At 64.8% G+C, this 18,117-nt stretch carries 18 protein-coding genes, 1 rRNA gene and 3 pseudogenes; 10 read left to right on the top strand and 12 right to left on the bottom strand.

Annotated elements, in window-relative coordinates; all coding sequences use genetic code 11:
• Positions 1–19 precede the first annotated feature (19 nt).
• On the top strand, positions 20–733 hold the full coding sequence (locus D1793_RS18195; protein ID WP_119023378.1) for an SDR family oxidoreductase: 714 nt from the start codon (positions 20–22) through the stop codon (positions 731–733).
• A 171-nt stretch (positions 734–904) separates the two neighbouring features.
• Here D1793_RS18195 and D1793_RS18190 read toward each other — a convergent pair whose 3' ends face one another.
• Positions 905–1,693 carry a tripartite tricarboxylate transporter permease gene (locus D1793_RS18190; protein WP_240407719.1) on the bottom strand — a complete coding sequence of 263 codons (789 nt, stop codon included), beginning with the start codon at positions 1,691–1,693 and terminating at the stop codon, positions 905–907.
• A gap of 189 nt (positions 1,694–1,882) precedes the next feature.
• On the opposite strand from D1793_RS18190, the gene D1793_RS18185 reads away from it, so the two are divergent.
• Positions 1,883–2,755, top strand: coding sequence for a TatD family hydrolase (locus tag D1793_RS18185; RefSeq protein WP_119023377.1), 873 nt, complete (start codon positions 1,883–1,885; stop codon positions 2,753–2,755).
• A gap of 25 nt (positions 2,756–2,780) precedes the next feature.
• On the top strand, positions 2,781–3,329 hold the full coding sequence (locus D1793_RS18180; RefSeq protein WP_240407718.1) for a hypothetical protein: 549 nt from the start codon (positions 2,781–2,783) through the stop codon (positions 3,327–3,329).
• Positions 3,330–3,336: 7 nt separating this feature from the next.
• On the opposite strand, the gene D1793_RS18175 is transcribed toward D1793_RS18180, so the two are convergent.
• The gene (locus D1793_RS18175; protein WP_240407717.1) at positions 3,337–5,529 is read right to left on the bottom strand and encodes a thiamine pyrophosphate-dependent enzyme; all 2,193 of its coding nucleotides are present in this window, start codon (positions 5,527–5,529) and stop codon (positions 3,337–3,339) included.
• Between the two features lie 68 nt (positions 5,530–5,597).
• Positions 5,598–6,164, bottom strand: a complete 567-nt coding sequence (locus D1793_RS18170) for an elongation factor P hydroxylase (RefSeq protein ID WP_119023376.1) — start codon at positions 6,162–6,164, stop codon at positions 5,598–5,600.
• A 129-nt stretch (positions 6,165–6,293) separates the two neighbouring features.
• Here D1793_RS18170 and D1793_RS18165 point away from each other — a divergent pair, with 129 nt between their 5' ends.
• The 3 genes from D1793_RS18165 to D1793_RS18155 all read left to right on the top strand — a co-directional run bounded on the left by D1793_RS18165 (position 6,294) and on the right by D1793_RS18155 (position 9,633).
• Complete coding sequence (locus D1793_RS18165) at positions 6,294–7,745, top strand: MATE family efflux transporter (RefSeq protein WP_240407716.1); 1,452 nt, start codon at positions 6,294–6,296, stop codon at positions 7,743–7,745.
• Positions 7,726–8,775, top strand: a complete 1,050-nt coding sequence (locus D1793_RS18160) for a DUF3080 family protein (RefSeq protein ID WP_119023374.1) — start codon at positions 7,726–7,728, stop codon at positions 8,773–8,775. The genes D1793_RS18165 and D1793_RS18160 overlap by 20 nt, the downstream gene beginning before the upstream one ends.
• 144 nt (positions 8,776–8,919) lie before the next feature.
• Positions 8,920–9,633, top strand: a complete 714-nt coding sequence (locus D1793_RS18155; protein WP_119023373.1) for a hypothetical protein — start codon at positions 8,920–8,922, stop codon at positions 9,631–9,633.
• 14 nt (positions 9,634–9,647) lie between these two features.
• On the opposite strand, the gene tusA is transcribed toward D1793_RS18155, so the two are convergent.
• Positions 9,648–9,911 (bottom strand): sulfurtransferase TusA, encoded by a 264-nt coding sequence (gene tusA, locus D1793_RS18150; protein WP_110070447.1) that lies wholly within the window; start codon positions 9,909–9,911, stop codon positions 9,648–9,650.
• Between the two features lie 44 nt (positions 9,912–9,955).
• Between tusA and D1793_RS18145 the strand changes: the two genes are divergently transcribed.
• Positions 9,956–10,246 carry an antibiotic biosynthesis monooxygenase gene (locus D1793_RS18145; RefSeq protein WP_110070446.1) on the top strand — a complete coding sequence of 97 codons (291 nt, stop codon included), beginning with the start codon at positions 9,956–9,958 and terminating at the stop codon, positions 10,244–10,246.
• Between the two features lie 50 nt (positions 10,247–10,296).
• Here the strand turns inward: D1793_RS18145 and rlmM are convergent, their stop codons facing one another.
• Positions 10,297–11,367, bottom strand: coding sequence for a 23S rRNA (cytidine(2498)-2'-O)-methyltransferase RlmM (rlmM, locus tag D1793_RS18140; protein ID WP_119023372.1), 1,071 nt, complete (start codon positions 11,365–11,367; stop codon positions 10,297–10,299).
• Entirely contained in the window at positions 11,364–11,795 is a 432-nt protein-coding gene (locus D1793_RS18135) for a DUF2721 domain-containing protein (protein WP_119023371.1), read from the bottom strand. Before D1793_RS18135 ends, rlmM begins: the two co-directional genes overlap by 4 nt.
• 297 nt (positions 11,796–12,092) lie before the next feature.
• Here D1793_RS18135 and gdhA point away from each other — a divergent pair, with 297 nt between their 5' ends.
• A complete protein-coding gene (gene gdhA, locus D1793_RS18130; RefSeq protein WP_110070443.1) occupies positions 12,093–13,445 on the top strand; it encodes an NADP-specific glutamate dehydrogenase in 1,353 nt (450 codons plus the stop codon).
• A gap of 111 nt (positions 13,446–13,556) precedes the next feature.
• Here the strand turns inward: gdhA and D1793_RS19580 are convergent, their stop codons facing one another.
• The 4 genes from D1793_RS19580 to D1793_RS19725 form a co-directional block, all read right to left on the bottom strand.
• Positions 13,557–13,718, bottom strand: coding sequence for a hypothetical protein (locus D1793_RS19580; protein ID WP_162900024.1), 162 nt, complete (start codon positions 13,716–13,718; stop codon positions 13,557–13,559).
• 306 nt (positions 13,719–14,024) lie between these two features.
• Positions 14,025–14,140, bottom strand: a 5S ribosomal RNA gene (gene rrf, locus D1793_RS18125).
• A gap of 206 nt (positions 14,141–14,346) precedes the next feature.
• On the bottom strand, positions 14,347–14,565 hold the full coding sequence (locus D1793_RS20125) for a BPSL0761 family protein (protein WP_346426397.1): 219 nt from the start codon (positions 14,563–14,565) through the stop codon (positions 14,347–14,349).
• Positions 14,566–14,642: 77 nt separating this feature from the next.
• Positions 14,643–15,374 (bottom strand): DUF4143 domain-containing protein, encoded by a 732-nt coding sequence (locus D1793_RS19725; RefSeq protein WP_240407715.1) that lies wholly within the window; start codon positions 15,372–15,374, stop codon positions 14,643–14,645.
• Positions 15,375–15,579: 205 nt separating this feature from the next.
• Between D1793_RS19725 and D1793_RS19905 the strand changes: the two genes are divergently transcribed.
• Positions 15,580–15,996, top strand: coding sequence for a hypothetical protein (locus D1793_RS19905; RefSeq protein ID WP_240407714.1), 417 nt, complete (start codon positions 15,580–15,582; stop codon positions 15,994–15,996).
• Positions 15,997–16,136: 140 nt separating this feature from the next.
• Here D1793_RS19905 and D1793_RS18110 read toward each other — a convergent pair.
• A pseudogene (locus tag D1793_RS18110) lies at positions 16,137–16,436 on the bottom strand (transposase domain-containing protein); the annotation flags it as partial.
• Between the two features lie 33 nt (positions 16,437–16,469).
• A pseudogene (locus D1793_RS18105) lies at positions 16,470–16,694 on the bottom strand (DDE-type integrase/transposase/recombinase); the annotation flags it as partial.
• On the opposite strand from D1793_RS18105, the pseudogene D1793_RS18100 reads away from it, so the two are divergent.
• Positions 16,680–17,057 (top strand): annotated as a pseudogene (locus tag D1793_RS18100) (transposase); the annotation flags it as partial. The pseudogenes D1793_RS18105 and D1793_RS18100 sit on opposite strands and share 15 nt — an antisense overlap.
• Positions 17,058–18,117: the final 1,060 nt, after the last annotated feature.

Here is an 18,117-nt window from a genome sequence, read left to right as displayed (position 1 = left end):
ACGCCATAAGGATTTCTCTATGTATCAACCCTGTGCTGTCGTCACCGGTGGTGCGCGAAACATCGGTCAAGCCATTGCCTTACGTTTACAGCAAGATGGCTATCGCGTCTTCGTGCTAGACATCGAGTCACCCGAGGCAGAGTCTCTGAAAGCAGATGCTCATCAAGTCGACCTCAGTGACGTCAATGCGACCCGACAGATACTCCAGTCGATTGCCGATGCCCATGCGGTGACATGTCTCGTCAACAATGTTGGCATAGTGCGCCCTGCCCTGCTCGACGACACACGTGTCGAAGATTTTGACCCACTGATGCATCTCAATGTGCGTTCCGCGCTGGTGTGCACCCAATCTCTGCTGCCCAGCATGCGCCGCCATGGTCAAGGCCGCATCGTCATGAATGCCAGCCGTGTGGTATTGGGCAAGGAGGCTCGCACTCTATACAGCGCGACCAAAGGAGCCTTGCAATCCATGGCGCGCACATGGGCGCTGGAACTGGCCAGCGACGGAATCACAGTCAACTGTGTGGCTCCGGGCCCCATCGCCACAACAGCATTCTGGGAGAACAACCCTCCCGATTCCGAGCGTGCACGCCGCATTATCGAGAACATCCCAGTGCAGCGAATGGGTCAACCCGATGATGTCGCTCAGGCCGTCAGCTTCTTCTGCGACTCTCGCAGCAGCTTCATTACCGGGCAAACCATGTTTGTATGCGGAGGCGTTACTGTGGGTTAACCTCCACGCCTATTTATCTTACCCGGAAAAAAATGGCGGCCGTCAACCAAGACGCCGCCATGTAGATATCGCTATCTCAGCCGGTCTATCCAGCTCATGCCGGCTCGACTGCCTTACGCTCCGGTCGAGCCCATCGACCGGAGCGATATCACGGGCACTATGCCCTTGGCATCATGGACTGGACTCGTCCACGCTGCGTTTCGGTTCTTTCCGTGCCGTAATGAACCGATAGATGGCCAGTGAAATGGAGCCGACCGTTAGGGCAATAAAGAACCAAGTGATCGGACCACGCACAAAGATCGACAGGTCATTGGAACCAATCAGCAGTGAGCGCCGCAGGTTATCTTCGAACATCGGACCCAGGATAAAGCCAATCAAGAAAGGGGCTGCTGGTATCCCGGTACGATTGAACACATAGCCGAGCAGTCCAAAGGCCAGCATCAACCACACATCGAAGGTATCATTATTGACCGCATATGCCCCATACACACAGAACATCAGCACAATCGGAAAAAGAATCGCCTTGGGAATATCAGCAATCAGCGAAAAGTAGCGTATTGCTGCGTTACCAACGAACAGCAAGATCACTGAACTCAGCATGATCCCCAGGAATAGCGCATAGATCAGAGGAAGGTTTTCTTGGAACAGAATCGGGCCCGGCGTCAAGCCATGGACCATGAAGGCACCCAGGATAATGGCAGTGATCACGTCACCGGGAATACCCAGCGACAGCAGCGGAATCATGGTGGCACCAGCCACGCCGTTGTTCCCCGCCTCTGAGGCGGCAACACCTTCCACCTCTCCCTTTCCAAATTTATCACGATTGGGTGAACGCCGCTTGGCATCACTGTAAGAGATGAACGCTGCCGCGGTAGCCCCTGTCCCAGGAATAGCACCAATCACCACGCCGATCAGGCTACCACGAACAATGCTCTTGATGCTTCGCTTAAACTCAGCCATTGTCACCCCGACGCCAGTCGCTACTCAACCTTGTATCCGCCGTCATATGGCTGGCCTAATTGTTAACGCTCCCTAGTGTAGCGCAACTCCGGCCCGACGTGGCCGTGCCGCCATGGTGAGCGCTCGCGATCCCGAGTACACTGCGCCGCGCCCCGACATCCCGGACATCACCACCACAGGAGCCGACCCTTGGTTGACCCGACCGCCCCCTTCGATGACTTCCTGCCGGAGGCCCTGCGCCTGCGCGCGGCGGCGCCGCTGGTGGACATCGGCGCCAACCTGACCCACGAGAGCTTCGCCCGCGACCTCCCGGCGGTGCTCGGCCGCGCCAGGGCGGCCAACGTCACCACCCTGACCCTCACCGGCACCGACCGCGAGCATGCCGAGCAGGCGGTGGCGATGGCCCGCCGGTGCAGCGAACCGGGCCTGGCCCTGTATGCCACCGCCGGGGTGCACCCCCACGATGCCAGCCGCTGGGATGCCGGCCTCGCCGCTGCCATGGCCGACCTCCACCGCCAGCCCGAGGTGGTGGCGGTGGGCGAGTGCGGGCTCGACTTCAACCGCAACTTCTCCACGCCCGCCGAGCAGGAGCGCGCCTTCGAGGCCCAGCTGGGCCTGGCGGTGGAGTGTGGCAAGCCGCTGTTCCTGCACGAGCGCGACGCGGGCCGACGCATGCGCGAGATGCTCCACGCCTTCCGCGACGAGATCGGCGACGCCGTGGTGCACTGCTTCACCGCGGACCGCGACACCCTCTTCGGCTACCTGGACCTCGATCTGCACATCGGCCTGACCGGCTGGCTGTGTGACGAGCGCCGCGGCCATCACCTGCGCGAGCTGGTCGGCGAGATTCCCCTGAATCGCCTGATGGTGGAAACCGACTGCCCCTACCTGCTGCCGCGCAATTTACCTGCCAAACTCAAGGGCAGACGCCATGAGCCGGCGCTGCTGCCGTGGATCGTGCGCGAGATCGCCCACTGGCGCGGCATCGATGAGGAAGCACTGGCCAGGGCCACCAGCGACACCGCCCGCGCCTTCTTCCGCCTGCCGGCCGCCCGGCCCTGACCCCGACACACCAGGAGACCTGAACATGCCCGACCTGCCCGGCTTTATCGCCGTGGAGACCGGCGAGGATGGCGGCCTGCCACTGGCCATCGCCTGGACGCTGCCCGACGGGCGCGTCAAGCACACCCTGATACAGCCCGAGGACGACTGGCTCGACGCCGAGATGATCTCGCTGGGGGAGTATAGCCTCGAGGAGCTCAACAGCATGGGCGTGAGCCCGCTGGATGTGATCCGCGAGCTGGAGAACGACCACTTCAGCGACACCCTCTACACCGCCGGGGTCAGCGACGACGAGGCCGCCCTGTCGCGGCTGTTCGACACCTATGGCCTCGACCCCTTCGTGGAGCTGGCGCCCGCCGAGAGCCTCTACAACGGCATTCCCCCCGGCGAATGGTCCCGGGCCCGCGGCGAGATGTTCGGCGAGCTGGGCCTGGAGCCGCTGCGCCCGGAGCACGAAGTGGAAGTGATGCTGCACCTCCACCAGCGCATGAGCGGCGCCGACCTCGATGGCACCATCGACAACGACTTCGACTTCGACATCGACGACAGCCAGGCCGGCGACGACGAGGCCTGAGCCGGCGTCAGGCCCCGGCCAGCAGCTTCCGGGCGCGCTCGATGATCCTCGCCCGGGAGGGCAGTGTCACGGTGGCCGCCGGCCCCAGCGGGATGAAGCTGTCCTCCGCGGTCAGCCGCGCCAGACGCTCGCTCGCCATGCCCCGCTCCACCAGGCCGGTGATCAGCTCCTCGCTGGGCGAGCCCGAGCGGCGGCACTCGTCGACGACCAGCACCCGCCGGCAGCCGGCGACCGCCCGGTGCACGGCGTCGTGGTCGATGGGGGTCAACCAGCGCAGGTCAACGATGCGCAGCCGCTGACCCGCCGGGTCGATCTCCGCGGCCGCCTGGCGGGCCAGGTAGACGCCGTTGCCATAGGTGATGATGGCCAGGTCGACGCCCTCGCCCCACTGGCCGAGTTCACCCACCGGCAGGCAGTGCGTCGGCCCCGGATCGGGGAAGCACCAGCCATCGTCTCCCTCCTCCAGCAGGTCGCGCGTATGGTAGAGCGCGATCGGCTCGATGATGACCACCACCCGCTGCGCCTCGTCGGCCAGACGCACCGCCTCCTGCAGCAGCCCCACGGCGTCGGCGGCATTCGACGGGCAGGCCACCAGCAGGCCCGGGATATCGCGCAGCACGGCGATGGCGTTGTCGTTGTGAAAGTGCCCGCCGAAGCCCTTCTGGTAGCCGAGCCCGGCGATGCGCACCACCAGGGGATTGGTGAACTGGCCATTCGAGAAGAAGCTCAGCGTTGCCGCCTCCCCGCGCAGCTGGTCCTCGGCGTTGTGCAGGTAGGCCAGGAACTGGATCTCCAGCAGCGGCACCAGGCCGTTGTGGGCCAGGCCGATGCCGAGCCCCAGGATGCTCTGCTCGTCGAGCAGGGTATCGATCACGCGATGTGGGCCGAAGCGGGCCTGCAGCCGCTGGGTCACCCCGTAGACGCCCCCCTTGCGGCCGATATCCTCGCCGGCCATCACCAGGTGGGGGTAGCTGGCCATCAGCCGCTGCAGGGCCTGGTTGAGCAGCTTCGCCATGGTGCCCGGGAGGGGCGCCGACTCGACCTCGACCGGGTCCGCAAGCCGTCGCCCGGGACGCGAGGGTGGCACGATGCTGGCCATCACCTCGGCGGCCGAGACCAGCTTCGGGCGGCGAATCGCCTCCTCGGCGAACCGTGCCACCTCCTCGCCGATGCGCCGGTAGCGGCTGGCGATCTCGTCCCGGGAGAGCACCCCGTGACGACGCAGCAGGCCGGCGCCGTAGAGCAGCGGGTCGCGGGCCTCGTCGGCGGCGATGCGTGACGGCGAGAGGTAGGCCTGCTGGGCATCGGAGCCGGCGTGACCGAACAGCCGCACGCAGCGCATATGCAGAAACACCGGCTGCTTGCGGTGGCGCGCGATGTGCGCGGCCTCCCGGGCGGTGCGCCAGGTGTCGATCAGGTCTAGACCATCGCAGGCCAGGTAGTGGAAGCCGGGACGGGTGCCCATGCTCGCCTCGATCCAGCCGGAGGGCGTGGGCGTGGAGATGCCGATGCCGTTGTCCTCGCAGACCATCACCAGCGGCAGCGGGGCGCCCTGATAGGCCGCCCAGCCGGCGGCATTGAGCGCCCCCTGGGCGGTGGAATGGTTGAAGGAGGCGTCGCCGAAACTGCACAGCACCAGGCTGTCGGCCGGCCACTCGCCGCCGCCGCCCAGGCGACGCCACAGCCCCAGGCTGTGGGCCGCGCCCACCGCCTTGGGCAGATGGGAGGCGATGGTGCTGGTCTGGGGCGGCACGTTGAGCCCCCGGGAGCCCAGCACCTTGTGGCGCCCCCCGGAGATCGGGTCGTCCCGCGATGCCGCAAAGCTGAGCAGCAGGTCCCGAAGCGGCGCCTGGCCGGGCCGCTGGCGGCTGCGCTCGATCAGGAAGGCGGCGTCACGATAGTGCAGGAAGGCGGGGTCGGTGGGTCGCAGGGCCCGGGCAATCGCCGCATTCCCCTCATGGCCGGCGCTGCCGATGGTATAGAAGCCTTCGCCTCGGGCCTGCAGGCGACGGGCCTGGAGGTCCAGATGGCGACTCATCAGCTGGGACTCGAACAGCTCGACCAGCGCCTCGGGGGTCAGGGCCGCCTCGTCGAGGTCCCCGCCATGCCCGGTCGCGGGCCAGCGGTCCTGGTCGAGGGCGTCGAGAAAGCGCTGCTCCTGGGGCAGCGGGTCGGGAGAAGGCAAGGAAGGTGTGGCCACGGCGGACTCCGGCTGCCAGGGGGAACGCCTTCAGCCTAGCCGACTTCGCCCGCCACGGACGGCCGCTGTCACACCACCACTTCCCCCTCGGGCGCCAGGAGGCGACCTCCCGCGGCGATGGCGGTCGCAAGGCCTACGCCCTCCCGGTAGTAGCCCTGCAGGGCGCAGCGGAAGGCCGCGGCGCGGCGCGGCAGTCCCTCCCGCTCGTAGCGTTCGGCCCTGGCCTCGACCCGCGCGCGGAAGGCCTCGCGATCCACCTCGACGTCGCCGCCCAGGTTGTCGACGCTGATATGGAAGCGCAGACCACAGGCCCGCGAGAAGAGCAGCTCCAGCGCCTGGGGCGCTACCTCCACCGCCTCGAAATCGCGCTGTTCCCGGGCATCGCGGCCGTCCGGCAGGTACCAGTAGCCGTAGTCTTCCCGCTGCCGGCGCGCCTCGCCGGCGATGCACCAGTGGCTGATCTCGTGCAGGGCGCTGGCATAGAAGCCCCGGGCAAAGATCACCCGGTGGAAGGGCGTGTCGGCATCGGCGGGCAGGTAGAGCGGCTCATCGCCACCGCGAACCAGGCGGGTACGGAAGGTCTCCTGGAACAGGCCATCGAACAGGGCGATGACATCCTCGAGTCGGTGAGTCACGCAGGCTCCACGGGCATGGGGGGACCGCCATTATAGGCGGCTGGCGCCGCGGGCCAAAACCCCTGGGCATTGCTATAGTGAGCGGTTTCCCCGCCCGGCCTGACCCCTGATCGCATGGAGCGCCCGACCTTGTTCACCCCCCTCGCCCGCCTGCTCACTATCGGCCGCCGGGAAACGCGCCCGCTGCTGGCCCTGGCGCTGCCGATCTGCGGCGCCCAGCTGGCCCAGGCCGGCATGAGCGTGGCCGATGTGATGATGACCGGCCGGCTGAGCGCCACCGACCTGGCCGCCGTCTCGGTGGGCTCGAGCCTGTGGCTGCCGCTGATGCTGTTCATGACCGGCACCCTGATGGGGCTGACGCCCATCGTGGCGCAGCTGCTGGGGGGGCGGCGCCTCACCGAGATTCGTCCCAATGTGCATCAGGCCCTGTGGGTGGCGCTGGTGCTGGGCATCGCGGCGGCAGCGCTGCTGTGGTTCGCCGTCCAGCCGATCTTCGTGCTGATGGCGGTGCCCGAGGAGGTGGCCAGCCGCTCGGCGGCCTATCTGGCGGCCGTGGCCTTCGGCATGCCCGGGGCGGCGCTGTTCCAGGCGCTGCGCGCCTTCTCCGACGGCATGAACCATACCCGCCCCTCGCTGTGGATCAGCCTGATCGGCCTGGCCGTCAACATCCCCAGCAACTATGTGCTGATCCACGGTGGCGACGGCCTCACCGCCCTGTTCGGCGACGGGCTGCCGGCCTGGGTTCAGGCGCTCCCGGCACTGGGCGCCCTGGGCTGCGGCATCGCCACGGCGCTGTCGCTGTGGACCATGTGCCTCGCCATGGCCCTCTATACCCGTCGCGCCTCGGCCTATCGGGAGGTCTCGCTGTGGCACTCGCCCACCCCGCCGCGTCTGAAGATGATCGGTGAACTGCTCCATGTGGGCGTGCCCATCGGCGTGGCGATCTTCGTCGAGGTGACCCTGTTCACCGTGATCGCGCTGCTCATCGCCAGCCTCGGCGAGATCACCGTGGCGGCCCACCAGGTAGCGCTCAACTACACCTCGATCCTCTTCATGCTGCCGCTCTCGCTGAGCATGGCGCTGACGGTACGGGTCGGCAATACCCTGGGGCAGGGGCGGCCGGCCCTTGCCCGCCAGGTGGCCACCTTCGGTATAGCCGCCAGCGTGATGGTCGCGCTGCTCAACAGCGCCCTGCTGTGGTTCACCGCACAACCGGTCATCGCCCTCTATACCCACGACGCGGCCGTGCAACGACTGGCCCTTTCGCTGGTCCTACTGGCCATGATCTTCCAGCTTTCGGACTCCCTGCAGGTGAACCTGGCCGGCGCCCTGCGCGGCTACCGGGACACCCGCATCATCATGCTGATCACCCTGGCCTCCTACTGGCTGGTCGGGCTGGCCGGGGGCCACTGGCTGGGCACCCGCGGCCTGCTCGGGGTGATCGAGCCGATGGGCGTGCACGGCTACTGGATCGGCCTGATCGGCGGCCTCACCGTGGCGGCCCTGCTGCTCGGCGAGCGCCTCAGGCGGATCAGCGCGGCAGCGGCGGAGGGCAGCTACGATGCGCTGGGCGTTCGTTAACGGCGGCCCTGCCCGGCTGCTGGTCGCGGGGCTGGGTGGCCTGCTGGCCGCCTGCAGCGGCGGCGGCGACAGCAACGACCGGCTCGTCGACTATCAGCGCGAGCTGGCTCGGCGCCTCGACCTGGCGCCCCCCACCCCGGCCGCCCCCGACAATATCGGCGCCTTTCCCGGCCCGCGTGAGCGGCTGGTGGTGATCCCCGAGACGCGGGAGGGGCTGCTCAACATCTTTGCGCTGCGCGAATGCCATATCACCACCCTCGTCGCGGAGCGCAACAGCACCCTCGGGCGGGTGGCGCCGGCAAGCCAGGTGTGGCGCTACGAATTGACGCTGTGGCAGCGCCTGAGCGACTGCCTGGAGAGCGAGGTCCCCGAGCGGCTGGCCGATGCGGATCGCGAACTGCTCGAGCGCCTGACCAGGACCAAGACGGAGCAGCTGCCCCGGGCGGCCTGGAATGGGCTGTTCGGCTCCGAGGAGTGGGCCGGCAGCTTCTCGCGGGTGAGCGCGCCGCTGCCGGCGGACGCCCTGGCGCCCCCGGAGGCGCAGCTGGCAGCGCTTGCCTATCTGCAGGCGCTGACCGACCTGCCAGCGCAGACCGATAGCGCAGCGAACGACGTCCCCCCACCCGACCCGGAGGCCCTGGAGGGACATCTGCGCGCCCTCAACGAGCGGCCCTACACCGCCGAACTGCTTCGCACCCTGGTGCTCGCCACGCAGCGCCTGGAGGAGGCCTCGGCGCTGGCCGAGCGTGCCCTGGCGCGCCATGACGGCTGCCTCACGCCGGCCCTGGAGGAGGCCGAGCACGACGAGTGGCTAGCGCAGTGGCTGGAGGCGCTCAGCGGCGCTGCACAGGCCTGGCTGGCCGGGCTCGAGCCCCTCTTCGGCTCGCTGGACTCCCCTCCCGACGCGGTCAGCGCCTACCACCGGGAATGGCTCTCTCGGGAGTCTGCAGCGGCCCCCCTGCCCGCCTTCGAAGCCGCCCGCGATCACCATCAGGCCCTGCGCAGCACCCTGGCAGAGCGCTGCCGGTGAGGCAGCGGATGTGCGACAGGGCTTAACCTCCCCCACCGTCTGTGCTATTGGTGGAAGCCAGAGTGACGCAGTGCGCTTCCGAGCGGCCGTGGAGCCTGGCTCCCCGCGCCGATGCCGTGATCACGCAGCATCTGGAGAGACGTCATGGGAATCCCGCTGTCACACCGCCCCGCCCGGGTCATCGACCTGGAAACGATGCGCCAGCGCCTGCAAGCCAGGCGGCGGCTGATTCGCCTGGCGCCTGAGCTTGACGGCCTCGAGATGGTCTATCGCCTGGCCTCGAGCTCCGACACCCTCTACGGCATGCCGCTGCTGGCCTGGGGCCTGCGCGAGGATGGAGAGGTGGTCGGCATGGTGCCCTGGATGGAGGCTCTGACCCCTTGCCATCGCCTGGATGATCCGGAGCACGGCAGCTTCGTCGGCTATCGTGACCCCGAGACCGAGGAGCTGTTCGAGCAGGCGCCCGAGCACAAGGTGTTCGAGCTCGAGCACGCGGCCGCCTACTTCGACTACGAGGAGACCGAGCAGGTCACCCTCATCCAGCAGATCCCCGAGACCCAGGGCACCCACGCCCTGTGCATGGACGAAGGCGATGCTCCCTGGCAGCTCAAGCAGGTGTTCGGCTGGCGGCTCTACAGCGACGGTGGCGTCGAGGCGCTGCTGGCCGATGAGCGCCTGGTGGAGTCAACCCCGATCCTGCCCGGCGATCCCTGCCTCTACCCCGGCCATAGCCGCCACCGCGTGGTCTACTTCTTCCAGCGCCAGATCGCCAACCGCATTCGTCGCGAGGATCCTGCCACGCTCGAGGCACTGGCGCTGATGGTGATGCCGGAGCCCGGCGACACGCCGCCGGGCTGAGCCGCGGGACAGAATTAGCCCAAGCGGATAAAGTAGCGGTAGCTGCCCTCGAGCTCCTCCTGGCGAATCAGCTCATGGCCCAGAAACTGGCAGAACTTCGGCACATCCCGCGTAGTGGCGGGATCGCTGGCAATGACCTTGAGCACCTCGCCGGAGCGCATGTCACGCACCTTGTTGTGCATCAGCATGATCGGTTCGGGGCAGTAGAGCCCGGTGGTGTCGAGCTCGACCTGAAAGTCGGGCGCCGCCTCGGGCTGGACGTCACGGGAATCAACCATCGATGGCCTCGTCGTTGGGAATAACTCTGTTGGGAGCAAGCTAGATGATCAAGATCATTATCGAACGCCGGATCATGCCGGGGCTCGAGGAGGAGTACGAGGAAGCCGCCCGGGAAGCGATGCGGGAATCCCTCGGCGCGCGCGGCTTCGTGGGCGGCGAGAGCCTCGTCGAACTCGGCCACAGCGAGCGGCGCCTGATGATCACCAAGTGGCGCGACCTGCGCGCCTGGAAGGAATGGTACACCAGCGAGGAGCGCTCCCGGGTGATGCAGCGCCTGCTGCCGCTGCTGACCGAAGAGGAGCGCATCCGCATCTACGAGCCGACCACCCACTGACGCTGGCGGCCAGGGTCGCCCCGGCTGTCGCTCAACGGGCAGCCGGGGGGCTAGTCACGCAGCCGCACGTGCACCGTCACCTCTTCCCGGTCATGGTAGAGGTGACGACAGCTCACCTCCGCGGCAACCCCTGCACTGGCCAGCGCCTGCTCCAGCCGCCCCAGGCAGGCCACCACCTCGGGCCAGCGACGCTTCATCGGCAGCTTGAGATTGAACACCGCCTCGCGGCACCAGCGCCGCACCAGCCAGCGCTCCATCATGGCCTCGACCCGGGCCGGCTTGTCGACGATATCGCATACAAGCCAGTCGAGCCGGTAGGGCGGCTCCCACACGAACCCGTCCTCGCGCAGGTGCTCCACCTGACCGGTCGCCATCAGGGCCTTGTCCATGGGACCGTTGTCGATGGCATAGACATGCATGCCGCGATGAACGAGCTGCCAGGTCCAGCCGCCGGGCGCCGCCCCCAGGTCGGCGGCCTGCATCCCCTCGGCCAGGCGCTCGTCCCACTCTGCGCGCGGCACGAATTCATGCCAGGCCTCCTCGAGCTTGAGCGTGGAGCGACTCGGGGCCGACCTGGGAAAGCGCAGGCGACGGATGCCCCCTGGCTCCTCGCTGCGATTGCCGGGAAAGCTCATGCCCAGCTGGACGCGATCACCGGCGCTCCACAGCAGGTGCAGCCGTCGCCCCCCGGCCTTGCGACGCAGCGCCCCGCGCTTCTTAAGCAGCGACTCCAGCGGCCGCGACAGTGCCTTGGCCAGTCCGACCAGTGCCTTGCCATCGTTGGTATCCGGCGTCTCATGCCAGATGCTCTCGAAGCTCCAGCCGGTCTCGACCACCTGCTCGGTGATCGGCGAGAGGCGATCCTCCCTGTCCAGCGCCAGCGGCGGCAGCGCCACAAGGCTCTGGCGAGCAAACACCAGCGTGGTGAGCGGCAGGGCACGATGCAGCCCATTGGCCGGCTCTCCATTCGCCACGCAGAAACGAACGAAGCCCCCGCCCACCCCCTGCACGGCCTCACCTGCCCAGCCCGCCGCGGCGACCTTGTCGACCAGCTCCTCGGCCAGGTCGCGCTCGAACCCGGGACGGCAGTAGAGCAGCAGCTCGGATGGCACCCTGCTCATGCGTCACCTCCCCGGCGCCCGGTGCGGGGATTTCCCGCGCCCAGCAGATCCTCGATGTCCTGAAGCTGCACGTTTAGGGCATTGGTGGAGATCTGGATTTCCCAGAGCGAGTAGATCAGCGATACCGACAGCGTCACCAGGCTGACCCCGAACAGCACCATGCCGGTGAGCTGGAGAGACAGGAAGAGGGCGAACATTGACAGGGTGCAGAGCAGAAAACTGAGCACCCCGGCCAGCTGCATGCGCTTGGTCAGGGAGATCCGCCGGCGCAGCAGCAGGATCTGCCGCGTGTTGGTCTCCTGGTGCTGGTTGCGCTCCTCGTCGGCCAGCTTGCGGATCAGCTGGGCAAGCACCAGGAAGCGGTTGGTGTAGGCCAGCAGCAGCAGCGAGATGGCCGGAAACAGCAGCGCCGGCGTGGTCAGGGTCAAGGGGAGGCACTCCACAGCGAATGATGGCCCCATGATACCAGCGGGGCGGCCAGCGGCACGAGATACCGCTAGCGTTTAATCACCATTTTTGAAAAGATTCTAATGTATTTATTTGGTGCGAAAGAAAGCGGCAGTTTCAAGCTAATTCGGCTCATATCAATGTCTAGCCAACGCATAGCCTATACAGTTGCTGCATAATGGTGCATTGCTTTATATTGTGAATCCCGTGGAAACCACTTCCAGGCTGTCTGCCCGATTGGCGGACACGAAGTCACCTTGCAACACAGGAACACGCCGATGCCCTACGTTCACGACACCCTCGAACGCCTTCGCAAGAGCAGCCCCGCGCAGACGGAGTTCTATCAGGCCGCCGAAGAGGTTCTGGAGTGCCTTCGCCCGCTGTTTCAGCGCAGTCCGCACTACCTGGACCACAGCATCATCGAGCGCATCGTCGAACCCGAGCGCCAGATCATGTTCCGCGTCTGCTGGACCGATGATGATGGCAAGGTACAGGTCAACAAGGGCTACCGCGTGCAGTTCAACTCCGCACTGGGCCCCTACAAGGGCGGGCTGCGCTTCCATCCCAGCGTGACCTCGGGAACCATCAAGTTCCTGGGCTTCGAGCAGATCTTCAAGAATGCCCTGACCGGCCTCGCCATCGGCGGCGGCAAGGGCGGCTCCGACTTCAACCCCAAGGGCAAGTCGGATGGCGAGATCATGCGCTTCTGCCAGTCCTTCATGAACGAGCTCTACCGCCACATCGGCCCGACCACCGACGTGCCGGCCGGTGACATCGGCGTGGGCGCCCGCGAGATCGGCTACCTGTACGGCCAGTACAAGCGCCTCACCGGCCGCTACGAAGGCGTGCTCACCGGCAAGGGGCTGAACTGGGGCGGCTCCATCGGCCGCAAGGAAGCCACCGGCTACGGTGCGGTCTACTTTGCCCAAAACATGCTCGAGGCCCGCGGCGAGAGCATCGAAGGCAAGACCTGCCTGGTCTCCGGCGCCGGCAACGTCGCCATCTACACCATCGAGAAGCTCTACGAGCTGGGCGCCAAGCCGGTCACCTGCTCCGACTCCCGCGGCACCGTCCATGACGCCCGCGGCATCGACCTGGAGCTGCTCAAGGAGCTCAAGGAAGTCAGGCGCGCTTCCCTGGAGGAGTACCTGGCCACGCACCCCGAGGCGGAGTACATCCCGGCCAACCGCTATCCCGAGGATGGCCATGCCGTCTGGCGCTTCAAGGCCGACGCCGCCTTCCCCAGCGCCACCCAGAACGAGCTGACCATCGCCGATGCCCGCGCCCTGCTGGATAACGGCGTCACGTGCATCAGCGAGGGCGCCAACATGCCCTCCACCGCCGAGGCCGTAGACCTCTTCCTCGAGGCCAAGATCGCCTACGGGCCGGGCAAGGCGGCCAATGCCGGCGGCGTGGCCACCAGCCAGCTCGAGATGGCCCAGAACAGCAGCATGGAGCAGTGGCCGCTGGAAAAGGTGGACGCCAAGCTCAAGGAGATCATGGCCAACATCCACAAGCAGTGTGCCGACACCGCCCAGGAGTTCGGCGAGCCGACCAACCTGGTGCTGGGCGCCAATATCGCCGGCTTCCGCAAGGTCGCCGACGCCATGATCGATCAGGGCGTGGTGTAAGCCTTATCCCGCCAGTCGACAGAAAGAAAAAAGCCCGGGCTGTGAAGCCCGGGCTTTTTTCATGATTCTCCTTCCCCCCTGTGAGAGATGCACAGGAGGGAGAGGCACCGATCAGACGTACGGAAGGTACTCACGGCCGGCCTGGGCCCGGCACTGAGCCTCGGCCATCTTCATCATTGCACGCCACACGCCGCGCAGCAGGGGCATGATGACGGGACGTTGGTCGCTGGCCAGATCCCAGATGGTCGGATAGATCGCCTTGGCATTGCTCATGGGAAAGGACCTCAGGACATGTTCACATTGTCGAGCATTATATCTTAGTCTTTATACCAAAGTCTAATCCTCTACCCTCTTCCCTCAATGGCGAGCCCCCGGCTCGATACGCTGCCGCCATGCGAAAAACCCCGATCATCTTACGATGATCGGGGCTTTTCTCTATAAGTACCTGAGGATGACCGGGCCGGCCACCCGGCGGTCGGCGTCCCGATACTCTCCATGGGGAGATCCCTGGCTCGCCACGCTGCCGCCATGCGAAAAACCCCGACCATCTCGTGATGATCGGGGCTTTTCTATATAAGTGCCTGACGATGACCTACTCTCACATGGGGAGACCCCACACTACCATCGGCGCTGAGCGGTTTCACTGCTGAGTTCGGCATGGGATCAGGTGGTTCACGCACGCTATGGTCGTCAGGCGAAAAGGGGGTGAATCATGCTGACGTCGAGACGTCTCTTGCGTATCCGCTGTCATCTGTCATCGACAGACCACTTGGGTGTTATATGGTCAAGCCTCACGGGCAATTAGTATATCAGCAGGATACGTCACCCTCTCGACTTCCCTCCATACACAAGACTTGAGCTTAACTCGGGATGAGCTGACGCAGCCGAACGCCTGAGCTTGCTACTCTTCAATAAAGGAGCTGAAGGTCGGTTCAAAGAGGGTCCCCTCTGTCAACCGCTCTTCTACACGACCAGCCAGAAGCATTTCTGAGCGAGACGGATAGTGACGAAGCAAATGCTTCGCTTGCCGGCGAACAGAGTCGGGGAGAGAGACGTCTTGGGAGATCTCTTGCAAGAACTCCCGAGTATGAATCACAGCTCGTGTCCTCTCGGATGGCATAGTCATAAATATCTCCCCCTCAAGCTAAATCCACATGAAGTAACGAAGAGCCAATCAACATTCATGAGGAAAAAATATCAAGATTTCCCGCTGCCCATCTGCGGTTCCGGGGCCTGGTCGGCCAAGATTTGCATCGCGGTCTCGCTGGAGATGGTCTTGCCTGGCTCCTCCCCCCATAGCATGCCGATCGGCACCGCGAAGCAACCTGGCACCTGCAGCCTGAGGCAGTGACGGCCGGTATAGATCAGCATACCCCCACGGAAGCTTTTACCGGCCTGGTCAGCAAGCCGGGCTAGGCCGGCGGCATCCTTGGCCTGGACGCTGGCGGCGCGCTTGACCTCCACCCCCCAAAGCTCCTGACCTCGCTCGATGACCAGATCAACCTCCACCTGATCCTTGTCTCGGTAGTGGGAAAAGCGTAGCTCAGGTTCGACCCAGGAAGCCTGAGCGATCAACTGCTCGACCACATGGCTTTCCAACAGGGAGCCGAAGCGTTCCGCCTCAGTGAGCCACTGCTCGGGACTCAGGCGCCCCAGTGCTGCGGTAAGGCCGGTATCGACCAGGTGAAGCTTGGGGCTCTTGATCAGCCGTTTGGCATGATTGCGATGCCAGGCAGGGAGCTGCTGAATCAGGAAAAGGCGTTCCAGGATGCCAAGGTACTTGGTGATGGTGGCGCGCTCCATCCCCAGTTCCTTACTCAGATTACTGACATTGAGCAGACTAGCCTTGCGATAGGCTAACAACTCTATCAGTCGAAGCATCCCGTCTTCGTCCTGAATGGCCGCGATATCGCGCACGTCGCGCTGCACGATGGCATTGAGGTATTGGCGATACCATTGACGAGCCCGACGAGGCGACCGACGGTTGGGCTCGGTATAACCGCCCTGACATAGCACCTCTGCCGCAGGAGAGAGAGGCACGGTATCCGTGCACCATCCTAGGCCTCAGCGTTCCCTCCACCAGCATGCTGAGAAGAGCCGAGTCACTGACTCGCTTCTCCTGCTCGGTCAATGGATGCAGGTAGATGACTTCCATGCGGCCAGCCAGGGAGTCCTGTGCCTTGGGCAACAAAAGGAGGTTCGCAGAGCCTGTCAGCAGGAAGCGGCCTGGTTGGCGATCACGGTCTACCACTGTCTTGATCGCCAACAACAGCTCCGGTGCCCGCTGCACCTCGTCAAGAATCACGCGTTCAGGCAGGCTCTCGACAAATCCGAGCGGATCCTGTTGCGCCGCTTCGAGCAGCGTGGAGTCATCAAGGTTCAGATAACTACGCTCGGGGTCGATGCGCTGGGCGAGCGTCGTCTTGCCCACCTGCCGTGGCCCCAGCAGGCAAACCACTGGCGTGTCGGCGAGAGATTCGAGTACTCGGTCGCGAATTTGCCGAGGGAGATAAGGAAATACCATGTCGCGGCTCATTCATCGTCCATTTGAGTAACAATGTATCGTCCAATTGATGCCTTGTCTATCGTCCAATTGCTCATTGCACCATCGACCAGATACTATCTTCGCCCTCGAAAAATTGACGCAAACATTGAAAAGCATAGCCCTCGGACATAGCCGCCGTCGCATGATCAGGCGGGCTGTTGCCAGTGATGGGGCAGGAGCTCGTGGAACTGGCTGACCGTCTGGGTCGGCAGCCGTTCCGGCACGCCCTTCAGGTAGCCGTAGGGCTCATGGCCATTCAGCTTGGCGCTCTGGATCAGGCTCATGATGTTGGCGGCGCGCTGGCCACTGCGTAGTGATCCAGCGAATAGCCAGTTGGAACGTCCGAGCGCCTTGGGGCGAATCAGGTTCTCCACCCGATGACTGTCGATCGGCAACCCGCTGTCGTCGAGGTAGCGCGTGTGCGCCGTCCAACGTTTCAGGCTGTAGCCCCAAACCGGACAACCTTCGCTGACGTTGACACCGTCCATGCTGATGGTGACGCCGTGAGCCTCCAGGACGCCGGTGAAGGCCTGGCTGGTGAACTGGCACCCCTGTTCGGTATTGAAGATCTCGGGCGTTCCGTGACGTGCCAGTGCCTCCTCTAGCGCATCGACACAGAAGTCCGTGTCCAGCGTATTGGAGACCCGCCACGACAGGACGCGGCGGCTGTGCCAGTCCATCACCGCTACCAGGTACATGAAACCCGCGATCGCAGCGGTGATGGGGTTGCCTTCAGCAGCGCGCTGCTGCCGCCCTACCTGAAGCGGGCCCGGAACATCGAAGAGCTGATCCCCTGGCTCTACCGGAAGGGGGTCTCCACCGGTGACTACCAGGAGGCCCTGGCTGCCCTGCTGAGCGACCAGGCCAAGGGACTTTCGGCCAACACTGTGTCACGGCTCAAGAAGCAGTGGGAGGCCGAGCATGCCGAGTGGCAAAAGCGGGGCCTATCAGAGCAGCGCTACGTCTACTGGTGGGCAGACGGCGTCTACAGCAACGTGCGTATGGATGACCGCCTGTGCCTGCTGGTGATCATCCGTGCCACCGAACAGGGCCGCAAGGAGTTGGTCGTGAATAACGTCAAGTTTCAGGATGGTGAACCCTTGACCGATCAGTCAGACAGGGCTGCCGCCTGACCGGCCATACACAGGAATTGACAATAACTCGATAGCCCTGCATGGTCACCTCCTAGGGCTTGACATCGCCAATGCCACCTGTTTACTCTAAAGCTGTGGAGTAGGTAAATCCGTAGTGTTGATCGGTAGCTGGCCGATTCATAAAAACAGCATTCGACTCGCGCTTTTCGGCTCATCCTGGGCCGGGAAGTTGCCCACCAGACCGTCAACATCCTTCATGCGCTTTGTGCAATTTTATGCTTCTTTGCACAACAGCCCTTTTTGCGATGCGATCGTGTCGAATGCACTCTGACATTCGCCACGGACTTCCGACGGTATTCTGATTCTTAGCTCGCGCAGCTCTGCTCACGCTATTCGCTCCTCTCAACTTGAGACGAGCGAATAGCGTAGGCTGTCTGCGTTCACGCTTTTCCCATTGTCGAGCCATCGCTCGCACAGGGTGAGCGTCTCGAGCGAACTAGCCCACCGCTCCGCGTGGTGTGGACTGACGAAAAGGCCGCTTTCCGGCAGCCAGTGATTTTGCCCCTTATCGCAACACTCCCCTGTAATCAGTGGGTTAGCTAATTCGCTTTCGCCAATATACGGCCCCTCTCCGCCAAGTGGCGGGGCCATTGACGAAACGGCCAATACCGCCATCTGGCGGACTCGGCCCGCCAATTGGCGGGCCCAGGTCTTCCGCCAAATGGCTGCCAATGGCCATTCGCCACGCCACTTCATCGCGTTTCTTGTGATCACGTCATCGCGCTTCTTGTGATGACGTCGGATCGGACAGGCCCTTGGACCGCTGCTCGCTGTCTCTGGCTGCCTCACCCTGCGCCAGGCAACCGGTTCAGGGTCGGCATCGCCGCGCCGATTGCGCCATGACGCTGCCCCCTTGCCGACGGCAGAGCGGCACCGCGCCACTGACCCATGACCAGCCCCTCCCCTGGCGCTTGCCACTCGCCGGCAGCGGACCACGGGATCACGGGGCGCGTCATCACGTCTGCCAGCGCCA

The sequence above is a fragment of the Halomonas sp. JS92-SW72 genome, assembly GCF_003547075.1.
Classification (GTDB): domain Bacteria; phylum Pseudomonadota; class Gammaproteobacteria; order Pseudomonadales; family Halomonadaceae; genus Halomonas; species Halomonas alkalicola.
This window is presented reverse-complemented; position numbering and strand designations above follow the sequence as displayed.